This window comes from Rhizobium sp. 768_B6_N1_8 (assembly GCF_051811225.1).
GTDB lineage: Bacteria > Pseudomonadota > Alphaproteobacteria > Rhizobiales > Rhizobiaceae > Rhizobium.
Window position 1 is genome coordinate 125,674 of record NZ_JBPWPV010000004.1, and the last position, 17,020, is coordinate 142,693.

The 17,020-nt window shown below is 59.0% G+C and carries 15 protein-coding genes; 1 reads left to right on the forward strand and 14 read right to left on the reverse strand.

The genetic code is table 11. From position 1 onward, the window contains the following. Positions 1-65: 65 nt before the first annotated feature. Genes AB8B33_RS37750 through AB8B33_RS37765 form a run of 4 tightly spaced genes read right to left on the reverse strand, consistent with a single transcriptional unit; the run spans position 66 to position 5,385 of the window. A complete protein-coding gene (locus tag AB8B33_RS37750; RefSeq protein WP_130763069.1) occupies positions 66-1,205 on the reverse strand; it encodes an ABC transporter substrate-binding protein in 1,140 nt (379 codons plus the stop codon). 23 nt (positions 1,206-1,228) lie between these two features. Then, on the reverse strand, positions 1,229-2,356 hold the full coding sequence (locus tag AB8B33_RS37755) for an ABC transporter substrate-binding protein (RefSeq protein WP_130763070.1): 1,128 nt from the start codon (positions 2,354-2,356) through the stop codon (positions 1,229-1,231). Positions 2,357-2,398: 42 nt separating this feature from the next. Further along, positions 2,399-3,532 carry an ABC transporter ATP-binding protein gene (locus tag AB8B33_RS37760; protein ID WP_128450445.1) on the reverse strand — a complete coding sequence of 378 codons (1,134 nt, stop codon included), beginning with the start codon at positions 3,530-3,532 and terminating at the stop codon, positions 2,399-2,401. After that, on the reverse strand, positions 3,532-5,385 hold the full coding sequence (locus AB8B33_RS37765) for an ABC transporter permease (protein ID WP_130763071.1): 1,854 nt from the start codon (positions 5,383-5,385) through the stop codon (positions 3,532-3,534). Before AB8B33_RS37765 ends, AB8B33_RS37760 begins: the two co-directional genes overlap by 1 nt. A 513-nt stretch (positions 5,386-5,898) precedes the next feature. Between AB8B33_RS37765 and AB8B33_RS37770 the strand changes: the two genes are divergently transcribed. After that, positions 5,899-6,882: a LacI family DNA-binding transcriptional regulator gene (locus tag AB8B33_RS37770; RefSeq protein WP_130763072.1), complete on the forward strand. Its 984-nt coding sequence runs from the start codon at positions 5,899-5,901 to the stop codon at positions 6,880-6,882. Here AB8B33_RS37770 and AB8B33_RS37775 read toward each other — a convergent pair. The 10 genes from AB8B33_RS37775 to AB8B33_RS37820 form a co-directional block, all read right to left on the reverse strand. Beyond that, positions 6,879-8,519 (reverse strand): Na/Pi cotransporter family protein, encoded by a 1,641-nt coding sequence (locus tag AB8B33_RS37775; protein ID WP_130763073.1) that lies wholly within the window; start codon positions 8,517-8,519, stop codon positions 6,879-6,881. The genes AB8B33_RS37770 and AB8B33_RS37775 overlap by 4 nt on opposite strands. A gap of 113 nt (positions 8,520-8,632) precedes the next feature. Continuing rightward, positions 8,633-10,333, reverse strand: coding sequence for a metallophosphoesterase family protein (locus tag AB8B33_RS37780; protein ID WP_130763074.1), 1,701 nt, complete (start codon positions 10,331-10,333; stop codon positions 8,633-8,635). Beyond that, a complete protein-coding gene (locus tag AB8B33_RS37785; RefSeq protein ID WP_130763075.1) occupies positions 10,330-10,935 on the reverse strand; it encodes a dual specificity protein phosphatase family protein in 606 nt (201 codons plus the stop codon). The genes AB8B33_RS37780 and AB8B33_RS37785 overlap by 4 nt, the downstream gene beginning before the upstream one ends. Before the next feature lie 54 nt (positions 10,936-10,989). Next, a complete protein-coding gene (locus AB8B33_RS37790; protein WP_130763076.1) occupies positions 10,990-11,841 on the reverse strand; it encodes an inositol monophosphatase family protein in 852 nt (283 codons plus the stop codon). Positions 11,842-12,032: 191 nt separating this feature from the next. Further along, positions 12,033-12,665 carry a hypothetical protein gene (locus tag AB8B33_RS37795; protein WP_130763077.1) on the reverse strand — a complete coding sequence of 211 codons (633 nt, stop codon included), beginning with the start codon at positions 12,663-12,665 and terminating at the stop codon, positions 12,033-12,035. Then, a complete protein-coding gene (locus AB8B33_RS37800) occupies positions 12,658-13,785 on the reverse strand; it encodes a gluconeogenesis factor YvcK family protein (protein ID WP_130763078.1) in 1,128 nt (375 codons plus the stop codon). The genes AB8B33_RS37795 and AB8B33_RS37800 overlap by 8 nt, the downstream gene beginning before the upstream one ends. Positions 13,786-13,873: 88 nt before the next feature. Next, positions 13,874-14,437, reverse strand: coding sequence for an NUDIX domain-containing protein (locus AB8B33_RS37805; protein WP_246711327.1), 564 nt, complete (start codon positions 14,435-14,437; stop codon positions 13,874-13,876). Between the two features lie 171 nt (positions 14,438-14,608). Beyond that, complete coding sequence (locus tag AB8B33_RS37810) at positions 14,609-15,136, reverse strand: NUDIX hydrolase (protein ID WP_130763089.1); 528 nt, start codon at positions 15,134-15,136, stop codon at positions 14,609-14,611. Between the two features lie 67 nt (positions 15,137-15,203). Beyond that, positions 15,204-16,211 carry a LacI family DNA-binding transcriptional regulator gene (locus AB8B33_RS37815; RefSeq protein WP_012759970.1) on the reverse strand — a complete coding sequence of 336 codons (1,008 nt, stop codon included), beginning with the start codon at positions 16,209-16,211 and terminating at the stop codon, positions 15,204-15,206. Between the two features lie 97 nt (positions 16,212-16,308). Further along, a complete protein-coding gene (locus AB8B33_RS37820) occupies positions 16,309-16,956 on the reverse strand; it encodes an HAD family hydrolase (protein ID WP_130763080.1) in 648 nt (215 codons plus the stop codon). Positions 16,957-17,020: the final 64 nt, after the last annotated feature.

Consider the following 17,020-nt stretch of genomic DNA (forward strand, 5'->3'; position numbering starts at 1 on the left):
CGACTGAAATCTTGGCATTTCTGTTCATCGTTCCCTCCCAGGAGATCCTCAAAGGCTGCTAAGGCTTATTTCTTGTAGTTCATGCGCCAAAAATCCTGCCACCCCTCGCGCTTGTCGAGATCCGCGGCTGCGGTGGACGCATCGAATGCCATGAGCTCATCGAGATGGGCGGCAATGCCCGACGGCTCATCGGACGGCAAGCTAATCGCCGAATTGCCGGAGATCTTTCCATCCACCGTCTGCGGGGCAATTCCCTCTTCGGTCATCAGATAACGAACGAAGAGCTTTGCTGCGTTGGGGCTCTTGGTCTGCGTGGCGATCAACCCGAAGCCAGGATAGAGGAAACCCGAAAAAGGCTGGACCCCGGTGCATAGGCCGAGTTTCAGGCCCTTGGCCTCATTGTCGCGATACTTCGCCGTCGATGTGATCACGAAGAAAGGGTCGGACTGGCCAGGCGCCCCGGCGGCATCGGCAACAGTGGTGGAGTCCGACAGAAGCGGTCCGTTCTGGGCAAACGCCTTGACCCAGGCCGCTGTCGCGCTCTGGCTGCTCGTGTCGAGCTTCTTGCCGTAGAGCGCTTCATAGGCCTTGGCGACATCCACGTCGTGATGCATCTCGATCTGGTTGAACCAATCCGCATAGAGCGGCTTGTCGAACAGATCGAGCATGGCGAGCTTGCCCTTCCATTGCGGCTCGGTCAGTTGCCAGATGTTGGTCACCGGGCATTTGTCGTATTTCTCGGTATTGTAGGTCCAGACATGCGCATCCGAGGCGACGACCAAGGGGTTGCGCAGCCTTTCTGGAATATCCTGTTGAAGATCCGGCGGCGCCCAGCTTGTCACCACGCCTTCCGGCAGAAGCTCGCCCACTGCCGCGGCGACGTCGGTTGCCACACTGACGTCGCCGACGACATTTCCTGCCTGCCGCTCGCGGATCAACAATTCGACCTGCGTCGCCTCATTGACCTTCCTGCCGCTCGCCTGCACGCCATATTTCTTCGAGAAGGCCTGGGCGGTATCGACGATCTTGCCGGTGACTGCATAAACCGTGATGGGTGGTTCTTTTTTTGCAGCGTCTATCAGCGCGTTAAGATCAAACGTGTCTTCGGCATAGGCCGCGGCCGAAAGGGCGGACGCGAAGACGAGCACCGCAGTCCCGGCGAGCAAGCCTCGCCATGCCGATCTTGTCTGGTTCGAATGGGCCATGATATGCCTCCCTGGTCGGCTCGTTATTTCTGATAGTTCATCCGCCAGAAGTCCTGCCACGTTTCGCGGGCATCCCAGTCGTCAAGACTGGTCGCCATCTGGTATGGCAGCAACTGGTCTAGAGCCGCGCCGATCCCGGATGGCTCATCGGCGGGAAGGCTGACATCCTTGTTCGTCGACATCTTGCCGTCGATAGCCTGCGGTGCGATGCCCTCGGCGGTCATGACGTAGTGGATGAAAAGCCTAGCGGCATTCGGGCTGTCGGTGCCCTTCGTGATCAGGCCTACGCCGGGATAAAGCCAGCCGAGCCATGGCTTGAGGTCCTTGCAAAGGCCGAGCTTCATGCCGCTATCGGCGTTATCGCGAAACTTGGCCGAGCTTATGAGTCCCATGAAGGGCTGAGACTGCCCGGGGGCGCCGACGGCGTCCGCAGCGGCGGCGTCGGCATCGGTCAGGAGCGGCGCATTGGCGGCCAGCGCCTTGACCCATGCTGCGGTCGCGCTTGCCTCATCCGTCTGAAGATCCTTGCCGTATCGCTCCTTGTAGGCCGCAGCAACCTTGTCGTCGCCATGTTTTGCCATCTGGTTGAACCAGTCGACATAGGACGCTTTTCCGAGCGGATCCTGCATCGCAACCTTGCCTTTCCATTTCGGCTCGGTCAGTTCCCAAATGTTGTCGACAGGGCATTTGTCGAACAGCGCCGTATTATAGGACCACACGTTCGCGCTCGTGACGACCGTCAGTGGATCCTGATATTCGGCAGGGATGTTCTTGGCCAGGTCCGGCGGCAGCCAGCTTTCGGCAAAGCCCTGCGGGATCAGCTGGGCCATGGCAGCCGGAGCGTCGCTGACGATCGACACGTCGCCCTGTATGTTGTTTGCGCGGGCCTCGCGGATGATCATCTCCAGCTGCGCCGACGCCTTGACCTTGGAGCCTTCTGCCGACAGGCCATATTTCGCGGCAAAATTCTTCGCCATTTCGACGATCTTGCCGGTGCTGTCATAGACCGTAATCGGCTTTTCCTTCTTGGCAGCCGCGATCAACGCATCAAGGTCGAACGACTCCTCGGCGCTTGCCGCACCTCCCAAAGCCATCGCAACGGCAGTCGCACACAACACGCGGCCCGTGCCGCCGATCAGGTTTCTCTTCATTACTGCTCCTCCTTCAGTAAGCTATTCTTGGTTGCGCGGGTGTCAGTTGTAGACGCCGCTCCTCAGCAGCGTATCTGACTCCGTAATTCGCTCTCCGCGTGCATCGAAAACATGCAGGGCCTCAGGTGGTGCGTGGAAAAACACGCGCTCCCCGGCGTCGATACGCGGCAGCGCGTGGGTCGTGAGAAACAGCGTATGGTTGTCGCTCCGCAATTCGAGGATCCAACTGCCACCGGTCGGCAGGACGCCAGTGACGGTCATCTCGCCGAAAAAATCACCTTGCGGTATGTCCTCGAGCTTCAAGACATACCCGATCGCCTCCGGCCGGATGCCGACCGAGCCGATGCCGGAGAGTGCAGGATACCGCGCCGAGAAATAGGCTTCAGCCTTGTCGGCGATATCGGAGACACCCGGCTGTCCGAATGTCAGGATATTGATCGGCGGGCTGCCGACGAACTCCGCGACGAAACGATTGGCCGGCCGGTCATAGATGTCATTGGGCGTCCCCATCTGTTGGAGCGTGCCCTCGTTCATGACGGCGATCGTGGTCGCAAGCGTCATTGCCTCCCATTGGTCATGGGTCACGAAAACGATGGTCGTCTTGAACTCCTTGTGTAGCCGCTTGAGTTCGGCGCGCATCTCCAGCCGAAGCCGAGCGTCGAGATTGGACAGAGGCTCATCGAGAAGCAGCACGCCCGGATTGACCGCGAGCATGCGCGCAAGCGCAACGCGCTGCTGCTGGCCGCCGGAAAGCTGCGAGGGATAGCGATCGCGATATTTGGCGATGTCGAGCGCCTGCATGACCTTTTCCACGCGGGCCTCACGCTCGGCTTTCGGCAGTTTGCGCAGCCGCAGGCCGAAATCGGTATTCCGCTCGATCGTTAGATGCGGCCACAGCGCGTAGCTCTGAAAGACGAGACCCATCTCGCGCTTTTCGGGAGGAACGAAAACGCCCTCGGCAACGGAATCGATCAGTCTGTCTCCGACGCGAATTTCACCTCCAGACAGGTTCTCCAGCCCGGCGATCATCCTCAAGGTCGTCGTCTTGCCGCAGCCGGAGGGGCCGAGAAGGCACATGAACTCACCATCGCGAATTTCGAGATCGAGGTCCGAGACCGCGTTTGCTGCATTCACGCCGTAGTTTTTTTGCGCACCGCGCAGGTTGATCGTAGGCATCAGCTTCCAAGTCCTTCTGCAAGATTTGTGCGGGTGAGTTTCTGGGCCAGCAGCGTGCCGAAATAGGCAATGCCGGCGATGATCAGGACGACGGCATTGGCCGCCTGGGTGTAGTGATAATCGACAAGCCGGAGCGAATAGGTGGTCAGAACGTCGGTGCTCGGGACCGCGAGGATCACGAAGAGGCTGAGGCCCTTGATCCCGGAAATGAACGGAAGAAGCACGCCGGTCACCAGGGAGCCCTTCTGGATCGGGATCACGATCGAGATCATGCGCCGCAACCACCCTGCACCGGCGATCTGGGCGGCCTCTTCCGGATCCTTGCCGAGCTGCGTCATTGCGGAGATGCCAGCGCGGGAAGCGTAGGGCATCTGATCGGCGATAAGGGCAAGCACGAGGATGGTCACGGTCCCATAAAGCGCCGGCATCGGCCCGCGCGGAACAGCAAACAAGGAGAGATAGGCCGCGGCAAACGCGATACCCGGCACGAGATAAGGCAGGAACGTCACTTGACGGAGGTAGACCGACAGCGCGCGGACCGGTGTACGGATGACGACATACCCGACGAAGAGACCGAGAATACCCGAGGTCAGGGATGCTAGGCCGACGATCATCAATGTGTTTCCGGCCGCTGCCCAGAGATCCGGGCTGAAGAGAATGCCGGTCTGCAGCGCGACCGTGTCGAGATTGGTGCCGATCCAGTAGTCGAGCGTGAAGTTGTCGAGTGTGAACTGCGCCGGTATTTTCATGACGGTAGACAATGCGAGCGTCAGCAGCGGCAATCCGACACCGAGAAGGAAGATCGCTGCGGCGAACCCGGTCGCCGGAAGCCGCATCCTGCCCAGGCGGCTTTGGCGGTTCATCGACCCCTTCGAGCCGATTGTGACGAAGCGGCGAGCCTCGCGCACCAACCGTGCGTCGATCATCAACGTTATGATGCCGATCACCATGATCGAGGCTGCGACGACACCTGCCACGCCGGTCTGGCGTGAGGCGATACTGCGAAACAGCGAGGTCGAAAGCACCTCGAACTTCACGGGCAGGCCAAGGACGTAGGGAACGCCGAACTCGCCCAGGCACTTGGCGAAGATCAAAACCATTGCCGACAGGAGAGCCGGCCGCATCAGAGGCAGAATAACCTGCAAGGCAACCTGGTAACGCCGGGCGCCCAGGATGCGGGCGGAATCCTCAAGCTGGGAATCGAAGCGACGGAGCGCAGAACCAAAAAGGAGGATGACGAAGGGCGTATAGTGCAGGGCAAGAATGATTGTAATCGGAAAGCGACCATAGGCGACCCAATCTGGTGGGGTCATGCCCATCGCCTCGAACCAACCCGGCTGACCGCCGATTGTTCGGTTCTTAAACAGCGTCATCCAAGCGAGGGCAAAGGTCCAGGCAGGCAGCATGTACGGAACGATCAACGCGGTCGCAAACCAGCGTCGCCCGAACATGTCAGTTCGACTAATCAACCAGGCCAGGATGGTGCCGATCACCAGAGAAAGGGCTATGGCACCAAATGCAACGGTCAAGGTATTGACGAGCGGGTGCCAGAACAGGTCGGTCGCAACAGGAGAGAAGAACGTCCGATCGAGATAATAGAAGGTGAGGTCGCCGACCTGTTTGCCGAGTCGCCGCTCATTGCCAAATTGGACGCGTATGGAATCCAGAACGATCGAGATGATAGGAACAACGATCAGGTAGGTGAACAGCAGGGCCGTCAAGACACCGATCAGCGTTGTCGGCTCGCGAAGGGCGACCTTGAGCCGATAGCGCCACACCTGCCATCCGGATGGCTTTGCGCCAGCACCCGTGGCGGGCACTTTTGCCTTCATCGTCTCGCTAAAAAGAGCCATCGTACCTCCCGTATCGTCATCTCCGTGCTCGCATGACATCGTCCAAGCGAAGGCATGCACAGAAGGCTCCCGCGAACGGGATGACCCTGCGCGCAAAAGCGCGAGCAAGAATTCAATCTTTCACAGGCCTCTGTGGCCCGTTACCGGCGAGCGAGCCGGCTCCTCCCGGCGCGCTCGTCAAAGGCATCGTCAACGGAATATGCATTCCATTTATGCCCTTCTATAGAATGCATGATCCATTGAAACGGTCACTTTGTCAACGATAAAATGCACGCGCGGTCAATATGTTATCTATCTGTTTTCATGGAATATTTTATCACGTTAAAATGTATTTTCGAACAGGTATGCATGGCGGCCAGCCGCGATATCGTGCGAGGCCTCATCCTGCGCAGCCGGCGATGCTGATTGGTCAGCTGTCGCTAAGCGTGACTGGCAGGCGATCGAAAATTTTCGATTGGAAAAACCGGGACTTTATGGCCACTGATAAAGACCCTGGTTCGAGTGGAAATATTGATGGCACAAACATTTGTGACGGCAGAAGAAGTGGCGAAGCGCGCGGGAGTTTCGCGCTCGGCTGTGTCGCGCACTTTCAATGGCGGAAGTGTATCGAAATCGGTGCGACGCAAGGTCCTCAAAGCCGCCGGTGAACTCGGCTATCGCGTCAACCGTCTGGCTCAGGGTCTGATGAGCGAGCGCTCCAATCTCATCGGTGTGGTTGGCGCCAATCTCAGTTCGCCATTCATTTCCAGGCAGCTTGATCTTCTCAGCATCGGTCTGTTGCGGCGGGGCCTGCAATGTCTGCTCCTCAACGCAGCAGATGCACGCAAGGATATTGCACCCCTCATCGAACTTCTGTTCGAGTTCCGGGCTCAAGCAATCATCGTTCTTTCGGGGGAGCCTCCAACCTCGATCATCGACGAGTGCATCGCCAACGGTGTTCGCCTCATCCTGATCAACCAGCGCCTCGACAGAACCGATACGAGCATGGTGTTAAGCGACGATTCCCACGGTGCCGAGCTCGCCGCCATGCGACTTGTCAAAGCCGATTGCAAAAAGGTCGTCGTCGTCTCGAGCAGCAGCCAGACCCCGTCACAAGTTCGTCGGGCGAACGCTTTCAGCCAGCGCATGGGGATAGAGGGCATAGAGGTCGTGGCTTGGTCGGGTGGTCCGACGTCCTATGGCAGCGGTTATAAGGCCGCCTGCGAACTGCTTTCGGACAAGACTATTGATGGCGCATTCTGCGTCACCGACCTCATGGCTCTCGGATTTCTGGATGCAGCCCGCCTGGAAATGGGCCGCCGCGTGCCTGAAGATCTGTCGGTCGTCGGTTTCGATGACATACCTCAGGCGAGCTGGAAGAGCTACCAGTTGACCACGGTTGCCCAACCGCTTGACGACCTGACAGACAAAGTTCTGACGGCGCTCGACAGCGACGAGACAGAGACCCGGCTTCAAGTCGTGTCGGTGTTCATGGTGGAGAGGACAACAGCCCGCTAGTTGGCCTGGCGGATTCGGCTTTCAATCAAAAGACCGCTTTGATTGAGGATCGGATGGGCGACGGCCGCGATATGGGCATGAATGCGTTTCAGGTCGCGCAGAATATCGAGGTGCAGCGAGCTCGTCTGAATGCTTTCGGGCCGCTCTTCGCGCAGGCGCTGCAGGTGCCGTTGGGCCGATTGCTTTTCGAGCCGGCGCACGTCTTCCTTGATTTCGACGAGCCGGCGCGCCAGCGTGGCGTTCTGTGTTGCAAAAACCGTCTGTGCCATCCTTAGGCTGTCGAACGTAACAGCGAACAGGCCGGAGATTTCTTCTTGCCCATCCGGCGAAAATTGCAGGCCACGTTCGATTTTCTTGGCAATTTCCGGGAGTATCCCTTTTTCGATAATGTCGCCGATGTGTTCCAGATTGATGGCATATTCAACGATGCCCATGGAGCGACGATGTTCTTCTGCGCTCAAGCCATCATGACCAAGCTTGGATATATAGACCTTGATCGCGTGTTGAATCCGATCGACCCGGCCTTCCAGCATTGCGATTCCGGCAAGAGTGGAGGAATCGTTTCGGTTTATCGCCTCAGCCGCCTGCGACAGCATTTGTTCGACTAGATCGCCGACCACCATGACCTCGCGGCTTGCCCCGGCGAGAGCGGAGAGCGGACGTGCGAGATCATTGCTGTCCAGATAGCTGTTCTCAAGATTTTTCTCTTCCTCCGGCAGGAGGCGAGACATCAGTGACAGGACGTATGGCGACAAAGGCCAGGCAACGAGAGCGACGAGCACATTGAAGGCGAGATGTGCGTCGACTGCGAAATTCTGATGCGGCAGCGGCGACAGTTCCAGAAGGTCTGCGCCATAGCCTGCAAGGGGAAGGGCGATGCAAACGCCGATCGCCCGCACGATGAGGTTCCCGAGTGTAACCCTTCGGGCGCTCGTCGGCGCCCGAAGGGTGGCAAGAACGGGCGGAACCGCGCCTCCGAGATTGGCGCCAAGGACGAGCACGATCACGAGCCCCGTGTCGATGCCACCACCGGCGGCGAGTGAAAGAATAAGAACGACAATCGCAAGGCTGGAAGATGCCAGGATCGCCAGAACGGCCGAAAAGATCAAAGCAACCGGCCACGCGTTTCCGAGCATGGTTATGAACAGGCTGAGCGCCGGCGATTGTCGGATGGGATCGGTCGCTCCCGCGAGCAGATGCAAAGACAGCAGCATGAGGCCGATCCCAACCAGTGCCGTACCCGTGCCTTGGCGGGCTGTGGAGCGGCCCCGTAACAGGATGGCTCCGGCAAGGATCAACAATGGCGAGAGCCAGCCGAGGCCAAGGGCGACGATCCAAGCGGTCGCAGCGGTGCCGACGTTCGCTCCGAGGAGCACGATCTGTGCCATGGCCGGCACGATCAGGTCTTTCTCGACGAAGGAGGCAACCATCAAGGCGGTGGCCGTAGAACTTTGCAGAGCAACAGTGGCAATGAAGCCAGCGCAAAGGGATCTGGTGCCACTTCTGGTACTCCTGGCAAGGCCCGCACGAAGTTTCGTACCGAAGGCGCGCGTCATGCCGCCCTTGACCTGCGCTAGACCAAACAGAAGCAGAGCGACCGCGCCGAAAAGATTGATGCTGACGATAGCCGATTCCATATCACACCTGCTGCATTTTGCCGGCTTCGCGTTCCGGCATTCACGGCGACCAAACGCGTCGTCAGACTCCTATTTTATTCCAACTCACATTATCGTCGTTCGAAGTCGCGCTGCTATGCCGGGACATCCTGCTGAGCCCTTTCGAGCGGGACAACGATGTTCGGGTTGCCCTTTGCCGCGCGGTCCAGGAATAGGCCAAGTGCTCCGAGGAAGACGCCAAGAAAGCTAGGAAGCGATCCATCATAGGCGTCGGGCGCGCGACCGAACTGATCTGTCAGCGACCGGTAGAGTGCCAGTCGTTCGGGTTCTATATGCTCGATTGACAGATGCCCGCCCTGCCTCAGGCAATACCAGTCGGCAATCAGATCGATCATCGGAAGATCTTCTGCCAGGGCCGAACTCGACCGTTCGAGACAGTCGCTTTCCCTTGCGACGCCCCCTGCTACGCATTGTGCTGCCTGCGCGACATTCATCGCCAGGATAGCTGCCGCGAACGCGCCTGGCCATTCCTTCGGCAGGTAACGATGGACGACCAGCGCCCGCTTGTGGGCTTGGAGAAAGGCGCCGTAGCTTTCAGCAGACAGCGCATCGGCGCCGCGCTCATGGCGACCGTTGGTTTCAAGCCGATAGCCTGAGAGGAGATCACGGTCGACAGCGATTGCCGAAAGCCCGACCGTATCGACGGCCAAATGGTGTCGAGTTGGTCGTATGACCTTGAATGCTGGGGGGAATGCGACGAGCGACGGGACAGCAATATTGGTCACATGGCTGCTATCGTAACCTCGCGTGGTGACGCCTTCAACGTGCAGATGGCCGCTGAAGTGGACCTGCAAGCCTGCCGAAAGGATCGCCTCTTCGACTTCCCGCCGGGGCGTGCGGCGCACGACGTTGGTCTCACCGAAGAGCGTTTTTTCCGCATCGGAAGCGCCGTCGAAGGGATCGAGCGCCGGATAGTGAGAAAAGGCGAGCACGGTCTTGTCGAGAAGACGTGCCCGGCGCGTAACGTCGCTGACCCATGAAAAGATGAAAGGCTTAGCACGCAGCATGGCATTCCAGCCGCCGGCGGTGCTGTCGGTGAAGGCTGCCTCCTCACCATCGGCGAAGGCTCCATCGAGGGGCTCGAACACATTTGCGTCGATCATCAGCAGCCAGAGGCCAGGCTCTGGTTCGACGAGATAGGATGCGTCCATGAGCCGATAGCGATTGACGCCGTCCGGCGACGTCACCTCGTAGACCCTATCCTCCTGAGCATCTGATAATCCAAAAGGGCTTTCCCAATGGATGTATTCCGGCCGGCGGAAATAGCCGAAATTCGCCATCGCGCGAAGCCCATCCGGATATCCTTCGCAATACATCCTGTCGCTGAAGACAGCACCCTCGCGTGCAAGTCCGGCATCGCTCGAGACGAGGATCGCCTGACCACCTTCCGTCAGGAACTGCTTGGTGTGATGACGGCCGCGCGGGCCGAATATGTCGTGATTTCCGGGGAGCGCATAGAAGGCCGTTCCATGCTCCCGGCTGTGCTGTTGCAGAATTTCGGCGAGCTTTTCCGTCGTTGCCCGCTGGCCATCGTCACTGTAGTCGCCAAGCAGCACGACATGTCGGATGCCACGTTTCTGTACGTATTCAAGCGCCGCAAGGAGTGCGCCGGCACTCTCGTTGAAGACCCGCGTTGACTGGCGTGTGTCCGACCAACTGCGCATCGTCATGGCGCGACCGCCGATCCTGACACCGGAAAAGCCGAAATCGGCATCGACGTCGTGAAAATGTGCGTCCGCGATGACGGCAATCTCGGGATAGGATCGGGGCATCATGAATTGCGTTGCCTGCCTTCTTCGATCATGTCGATCCATTCCGACGCCCGCTGGGCTGCTGCGTAGAGCATCGGCTTTGGCGTTTCGAACCACTCGTCGGGTCGCAGCTCGCGCCGCTCGCGGATGACGGCAAGGGCGTCGTCCAGGCTTGGATAGAGATGCGGCTGCTGCTTGTGCAGAAAAAGCGCAACCAGCGAGACGGAGCGGCTGCGCCCGCTTCGACAATTGACGAGAACGTTGCCGCCGTCAGGAAAGGGGTAAGTCTCGCGCTTCGGCATAGTTTGGCGCAGAGCGCCATCGAGAATGTAATAGGCGCCGAGCATCATCGTATCAGGGCTGCCCTCCCCGTCGATGAGGCCAATCTTGTAGTAGCGAATATCACCGTAGCCTGACGCCCGCAGGTCAGCCGTTCCCAGGTCTGCCTGCACGTAGTTGATATCGAGATTGACGGCGCAGTTCACCACGGTGGTGATCTGGTGCTGTCGCAGGAGACCAATGTCGCTTGCACCGGCGCTCCCGCCAATGAAAAGAGCCGCCCCGAAGGGGCCCAGGCCTTCCGCGATCAGGCTGATCGCCGGGCGAGCGTAAACGGGTCCGTCCATGTCAAATCCTCCTTCGCTCCGCGTGCGACTGTCGCCGTTACGGGCGGATTGTCCTCATGCTCCTGCGAGAGGCCCAGAGTGTGCTTTCTCAAGCGGTTTGCCTGCCGTCGAAAGCGGGATTTTGGCGACCTTGCTGATCCCTGCGGCAATGGCTGGAGCGGCGGCAAGGACGGGACCACCCTTTTCCAGGCTGCCGATATCGAGGAAGGGGCAGACATCGCCCCCCGCCTCGCTGACGAGGAGAAGGCCGGCCAGGCAGTCCCAGGAATTCATGTGCAGTTCGACATATCCGTCGGAGCGGCCGTCGGCCACATAGGCCAGAGCCAATGCACCCGAGCCCGCCCTTCGGACGTTTGTGCCGAGATCAAGCAATCCTTTCACGACCTCGAGGTAGGTCTCGTTCGCAACGCGCGTCGACCACCCCATTTCGATGGTAGTGGCATCGTAACGGTGTGTCGCAGCGACCCGAATCGTCTTGCCGTTCAAACTGGCGCCGCGGCCGCGTTCTGCGAAATACAACTCATCGAGCGCGGGGTTATAGATGGCGCCAAATTCCGTCACACCCTTTTCTACGTAGGCGATCGAGATGCAGAAATGCGGAATACCGCGCGCGAAATTGGCTGTACCGTCGACCGGGTCGACGACCCAAACGCGCTCACCGATTGCGCCGCCGCCTTCTTCTCCAAAGAAGCTGTCGCCCGGAAAGCGAGCCAGGATGCTGTCGCGGATCAAGGCCTCGGACGCGGCATCCGTTTCCGTCAGGTAATCTTGTGGCCCCTTCATCGACAGACCGGTTGCCACTCCGGCATGAAAGCCTTTGAGAACCAGATCCCCGGCAGTGCGGATGACGGCGCGGCAATAATCCGCGCGGGTTTCGGCCAAGGCTGCATCGGATACTGAATGCATATGATTCCCCTCAGGTGTTTTGCACGCGCGCTCATATTTGCACGCGCGTGCAATCGGGTCAAGTCCTGCGATCGCTGGTGATCACTTGGTTCTGTTCGTCCGTTTTCCTTGATGGTTGCAAGCGCGCCCGACCATCTGCCGGCCTCTGGAATGTTGAAGCCCAATCGATGTCGCCCCTCTTCCACAGCGGCTTAGGATCGCTCGTCTTTCTGGGGATGAAAATAGCTCTGCCACCGCTTCGGCGCCTCGGAAAACAGCCCAAATGCCTGAATGACCATGCCCGCCGGGAGATCGATGTTTCTGGCAACCCCGCTGCCTTTCAGGACTGCTCCTCGCTTGTCCGGATCACGCTCGCGAAAGGAGCCGCCGCCGCCAAGCTGGCAATTCTGGATGCGGATCGGACCAAGAACCTGCGCGCCGTTGCCAAGCGTTGCGCTCTGGGTAATCGCACCGCCGCCATTCAACCGGACATCGTTTCCGACATCGATTTTGTCACTCTGTGCGCCAACCACAAGGGTAAAGCCCCCCTCCCGACCGAGATCGCCGTTTGCGCCTATGGCAATCGAACCGGCGCCGGCCTCGATCCGCACGCCGCTGTGAAGCACGGTCGACGCGCCAATGCTGACCGATCCCTCCGGGCCGACCTCGATTGTCACATTAGGCCAGAGGAAGACGCCAGACCCCAGGCTGGCGCGAGAGGAAATCAAGGTCGAAAACGGATCGATGACCGTGACGCCCAAATCTGCAAGCTGCAGCGTTTGCGCAATGGTCAGGAAACCCTTGAGGCGCCTGACCTCGTCGACACTACTTATTATCTCATGCATCTGAAGCGTCTCCGGATGCGATTTTCAGCAAGGCTGCAGCGGTTGCATCACCGTCATGCTGACCGCGGCTCCAGGCATCTTCGAATTCGCCCTTGATGATGTGACGCCCGTTCTTTTCCTGCGGTTTCTCTCTGAGATAGGGAAACGTTCCGACCGTCTTCTCGAAGGGAAACAGCATCCTGTTTGCGAGAACGAAGGTGAACAGATTCGAGGTTCCGCCGCCCTTGCGCGCATGCAGATCCGCGGCCGCCAGGACGTCTTCGAGCGTTAGTCCCATGGTCTCCCGGCATTGCAGGATGTTGCCGATGAAGACTTTCGGGCAGTTGGCCTTCTCGATAGCTGAAACGAGGCCCGTCACCAGAAGATGAGGAAGGATACTTGTGTAGAGACTGCCCGGACCGATGGCAATCAGGTCCGCCCGGGCAACGGCGTCCAGCACAGCCGAGTTGGTAACCGGCAGGGCCTGATCGGCGCCAGCCAGCTCGACCTCTGCGATCCCAACCTTTGCATCCCCTGCCCCCATCGATGTGATGACGTCCTGCGGCGCAAGCCTCCGCCCGTCCCTCAGAGTTGCGGAGAGAACCAAGTCGTTGTCACAGGACGAAGGCCATACGTTTCCGACGATGCCGCACAGCTTTCTGAACACGAAGATCGCCGTGTTGACGTCTCCATTATGCGCCACGCAGGCGCCCGTCAGAATGAAGTTCCCGACGCTGCCGTGCCTGAAGTCGAAATCTCGACCAACAGAAGTGGCGAATGTGTTCAGATAATTCAGGATTGCACCGCGCAGGCCCGGCTCCATTCTCTCGAGCAACGGATGACGGCCTTCGGCGTAGAAGAGGAATTCCTTGCGGGCATCGTCAAAGCCAAGATTGGCCGATACCCGGGCGTTGCAGATCTTGACGACGTCACCGGCGCAGCCTTCTCCATGTGCCATCGTCATCAGAGCCTGGCGGATGTCTCCCACTGAGAGGATGGAGAGCCGCTCGCGAATAACTTTCGAGCTGCCGCCGCTATCCCAAGCAGGCACGACGCGGGTGACATCGGCTCCACGTTGGCACAGCGCCACATTGATCGATCGACAGGCGCTGCCGCCCGAGAATAATACAATCCGTTTCATACCCGCTCGCGATCTTTAGAAGCACATGCATAGCCTGCGCGGATTACGTGCAAAAGTTCTCCCCTCGTCACATATCGTGACGAGGCTGTCACAGAAGCTTCCGCAGCCTGGCAAGCCCGAAAGCGGCAATCGTGCCCGCATCCTGGAGATCGCCGTCGAGGATCATCCGTTGCAGCTCATCAACCGAAACGGTGGCGCGAACGAGGTCCTGTTCTTCATGCTCGAGCTTGTTATCCCCTGGCGTGAGATCCGTCGCCAAGAAGACATGGCATCTCTGGGTCACCGTTCCATAAAGTGGGTAGATAGTGCCGATCCTGATCAATGAGCCCGCAATCAACCCGGTTTCCTCCTGCAATTCGCCGCGGGCGAGTTCGCCGGGATCGGCGTCCGGTTTCTCCTCCCAGCTTCCCTGAGGAAATTCCCATTGGCGCGACTTGATCGGATATCGGAATTGTTGAACGAGGTGAACGAGACCCCGGTCGAAGGGCAGGATCATCACGAAGTCGGGTTTGTCGACATAGCCGTAGAGCCCGGGCGACCCGTCACGGCGCAGGATCTTGTCCTCGCGGACCGTCATCCACCGGTTGGCATAGACCTCCCGCGAATCGACTGTGATGATGTCCGGTCCCGCGCCTTGCTCTGACGTTTTCATGATTGAAGATGGATCCATGGCCGTATCGGTTCCTGTTCATGGCTGGATATGCCGGGCCAAATATATGAAGCCAAGCTCTATCTGTTTCAAAAGACTGTTTGAATGTCGGCGCCTGCTTCGTGCTGGGAAAATGGATGTCTGAACAGTCAGAAGGCCCGAGGACGGCCCTCACTACCTATTTTTTATCTTTACTCTCGGTCGATGTGGTCGAAACGACACGAGGAGCGATTTGAGTTCAAGTTCACGCACGCGCCGGGCTGCCTCATCGGGAGAGACCCAGACGAGAACCCGCTCGCCACGCTCCTTGAAGTCGTCCGTCAGGCGTTCGACCTCGATCTGAAACAGGTCGACCATGCATGGCGAAACCACGTCAGGACCAAGTTCCTTGAGATAGGTGTATCGGCCAATCGGCTTCTTGCGCACGCTCCCTTGAACACCAGCTTCCTCCCAGGCTTCAGTGGCAGCCGTTTCGAATGGCTTCTTTCTCCTCATCGGCCAGCCCTTGGGGATGACCCATCGACGACTTTGACGCGACGTGACCAACAGGATCTCGACCTTGTCCTCGTCGCCGAGATAGCGAAAGCAGACCGCGCCATATTGCTGCAGAAAGGCTCCCTTGAACAAGGTCTCGGGCGCGAGCGCCAGTTGTTGCAGCAAACCCGCGGCCTTGTTTTTCTGGCGTTTATCGTCGTTCTTCATGTGTTTCCCGAGGACGGATATGAAGCCTTTCCAGGTTACTCGCGCGAGGGTTTGGCGGGAGAATATGTTACCCGCCGCGGATCGAGCCGCGCCAGACCAGTTCGGCATGAAGTTTCAGAGACCTAACCTCACCGGCATCTTCCGGAAGGGTAGGAGCAGCTAGAAACGCGACCGCTTCGCGCGCCACCATCTCAACCGGCTGTGCGAAGGTCGTCAGATCGTAGGAAGACCACGACGCCTGCTCGATATCGTCGAAACCTGCAATGCAAAGCTGGTCAGGAACAGAGATCTTGAACTGATGGCGCGCGGCATCCATGACGCCGCAGGCGAGCAGATCGTTGGCGCAGAAGATCGCGTCGGGCCGATTCGTGCGCGTCAGCAGCCTCTGGGCAACCACCTTTCCAGCCTCGTAGCCAGTCGAGCCATGACGCTCGACCGCAACCTCGATGCCGAGGGCCGCAGCCGCCGCAACGAAACCGCGCTCGCGCGCCATCAGGCTCGGTGTTCCGACCTCGGAATTGGCGAATGCCAGTTGTTGGCAGCCTGCACGCATGAAGGCGGTGAGGATGCGGCTGGCGGCCTCCTGGTCGTCGATGTTGATGCGAAGCGGCCCCGGCTGGTCGTCATCACGGTTGATGAGGACAAGGCGTTGACCATTCCTCAGGCAGAGCTGTGTGATCGACTTGTCCGGCAGTCCGGATAGGATGATCGACGCATCGGCCCGGTAGTGAATTGCCTGGCGCAGCGCCCGATCCACACTGCCGTCGGAACGGTCGGTGTTAATGAGCATGGCAATCTTTCCACTATTCTGAAGCTGCTGCGTGATCGCCCGGATCAGAGATGAGCGAAAGGGCGTTCCGAGTTCCGACACGATAAGACAAACGATGCCGCTTTCATTCGTCATCAGCCCCCGGGCCAGATGATTGACGTGGTAGCCAAGCGCCTCGGCCGCATCCATCACGCGTCTGCGCGTCTTCGCCGATACACTGGCACCCGGGGTAAAGGCACGCGATACCGCCGAGCGCGAAACGCCCGCTTTCTCAGCAACCTCCTGCGCGCTGACAAAATCCTTCATGACCACCGGCAACTCCCTTTGCCCGGACTGTGCACAAATTGCAATTGCGTGCAAGAGCCGGCCCCGGCGGTTCTTTAGGACAAAACCTGCCGCAGGATTAATGCGCCTGCACCGACCGAATGCTCAGGCATTCATCTGCAAGCTGTTGCTGCTCATGGCGATCAAGTCGATTCACATCAATGGCGCTCATACCCGCCCGTCGAGCTGCTTCAAGACCTTGTTCGCTATCTTCAAACACGACACACCGGGCTGGTTCTATTCCCAACAAAGCGGCCGCCTGCAGAAACAAGTCCGGCGCCGGCTTTGGATTTGGCACGTCATCGATCGTGACCACCTGGTCGAAATACTCCCGCAGGCCCGTTCCTTGTAGGGTCGCTGTGACAATTTCTCGCGAACCGCCGGATGCAACAGCCATGGGACGCAAGCCGGCCAACCGGCGAACGGTTGCAGCAACCGCGCGAACTTCGCGCACATTGTGGACATTCTGGAGAAAGTGCGATCGCATGGTGGCGATGACGGATGCGCGATCGAGCACAACGTCGAATTCTCGCTCAAAGGCGTCCATAAGAACCACTTCAGACATTCCGGCCCGCATCAAATACCAAGCCTCACTCATCGGTTTGCCGGAAAGGGCAAAGCCGGCCGCCCATGCGTCCGCATAGACAGGGGGCGTGTGAACAAGTGTGCCGTCGCAATCAAAAATCACGGCCTCGAAATCATTTTCCAGCGATAGAATATCAATCATACCTCATCCTTCCGGCGGGCGAACATCGGTTTGACGCGAGGCTCCATTCAGGCGTAATCGTCCT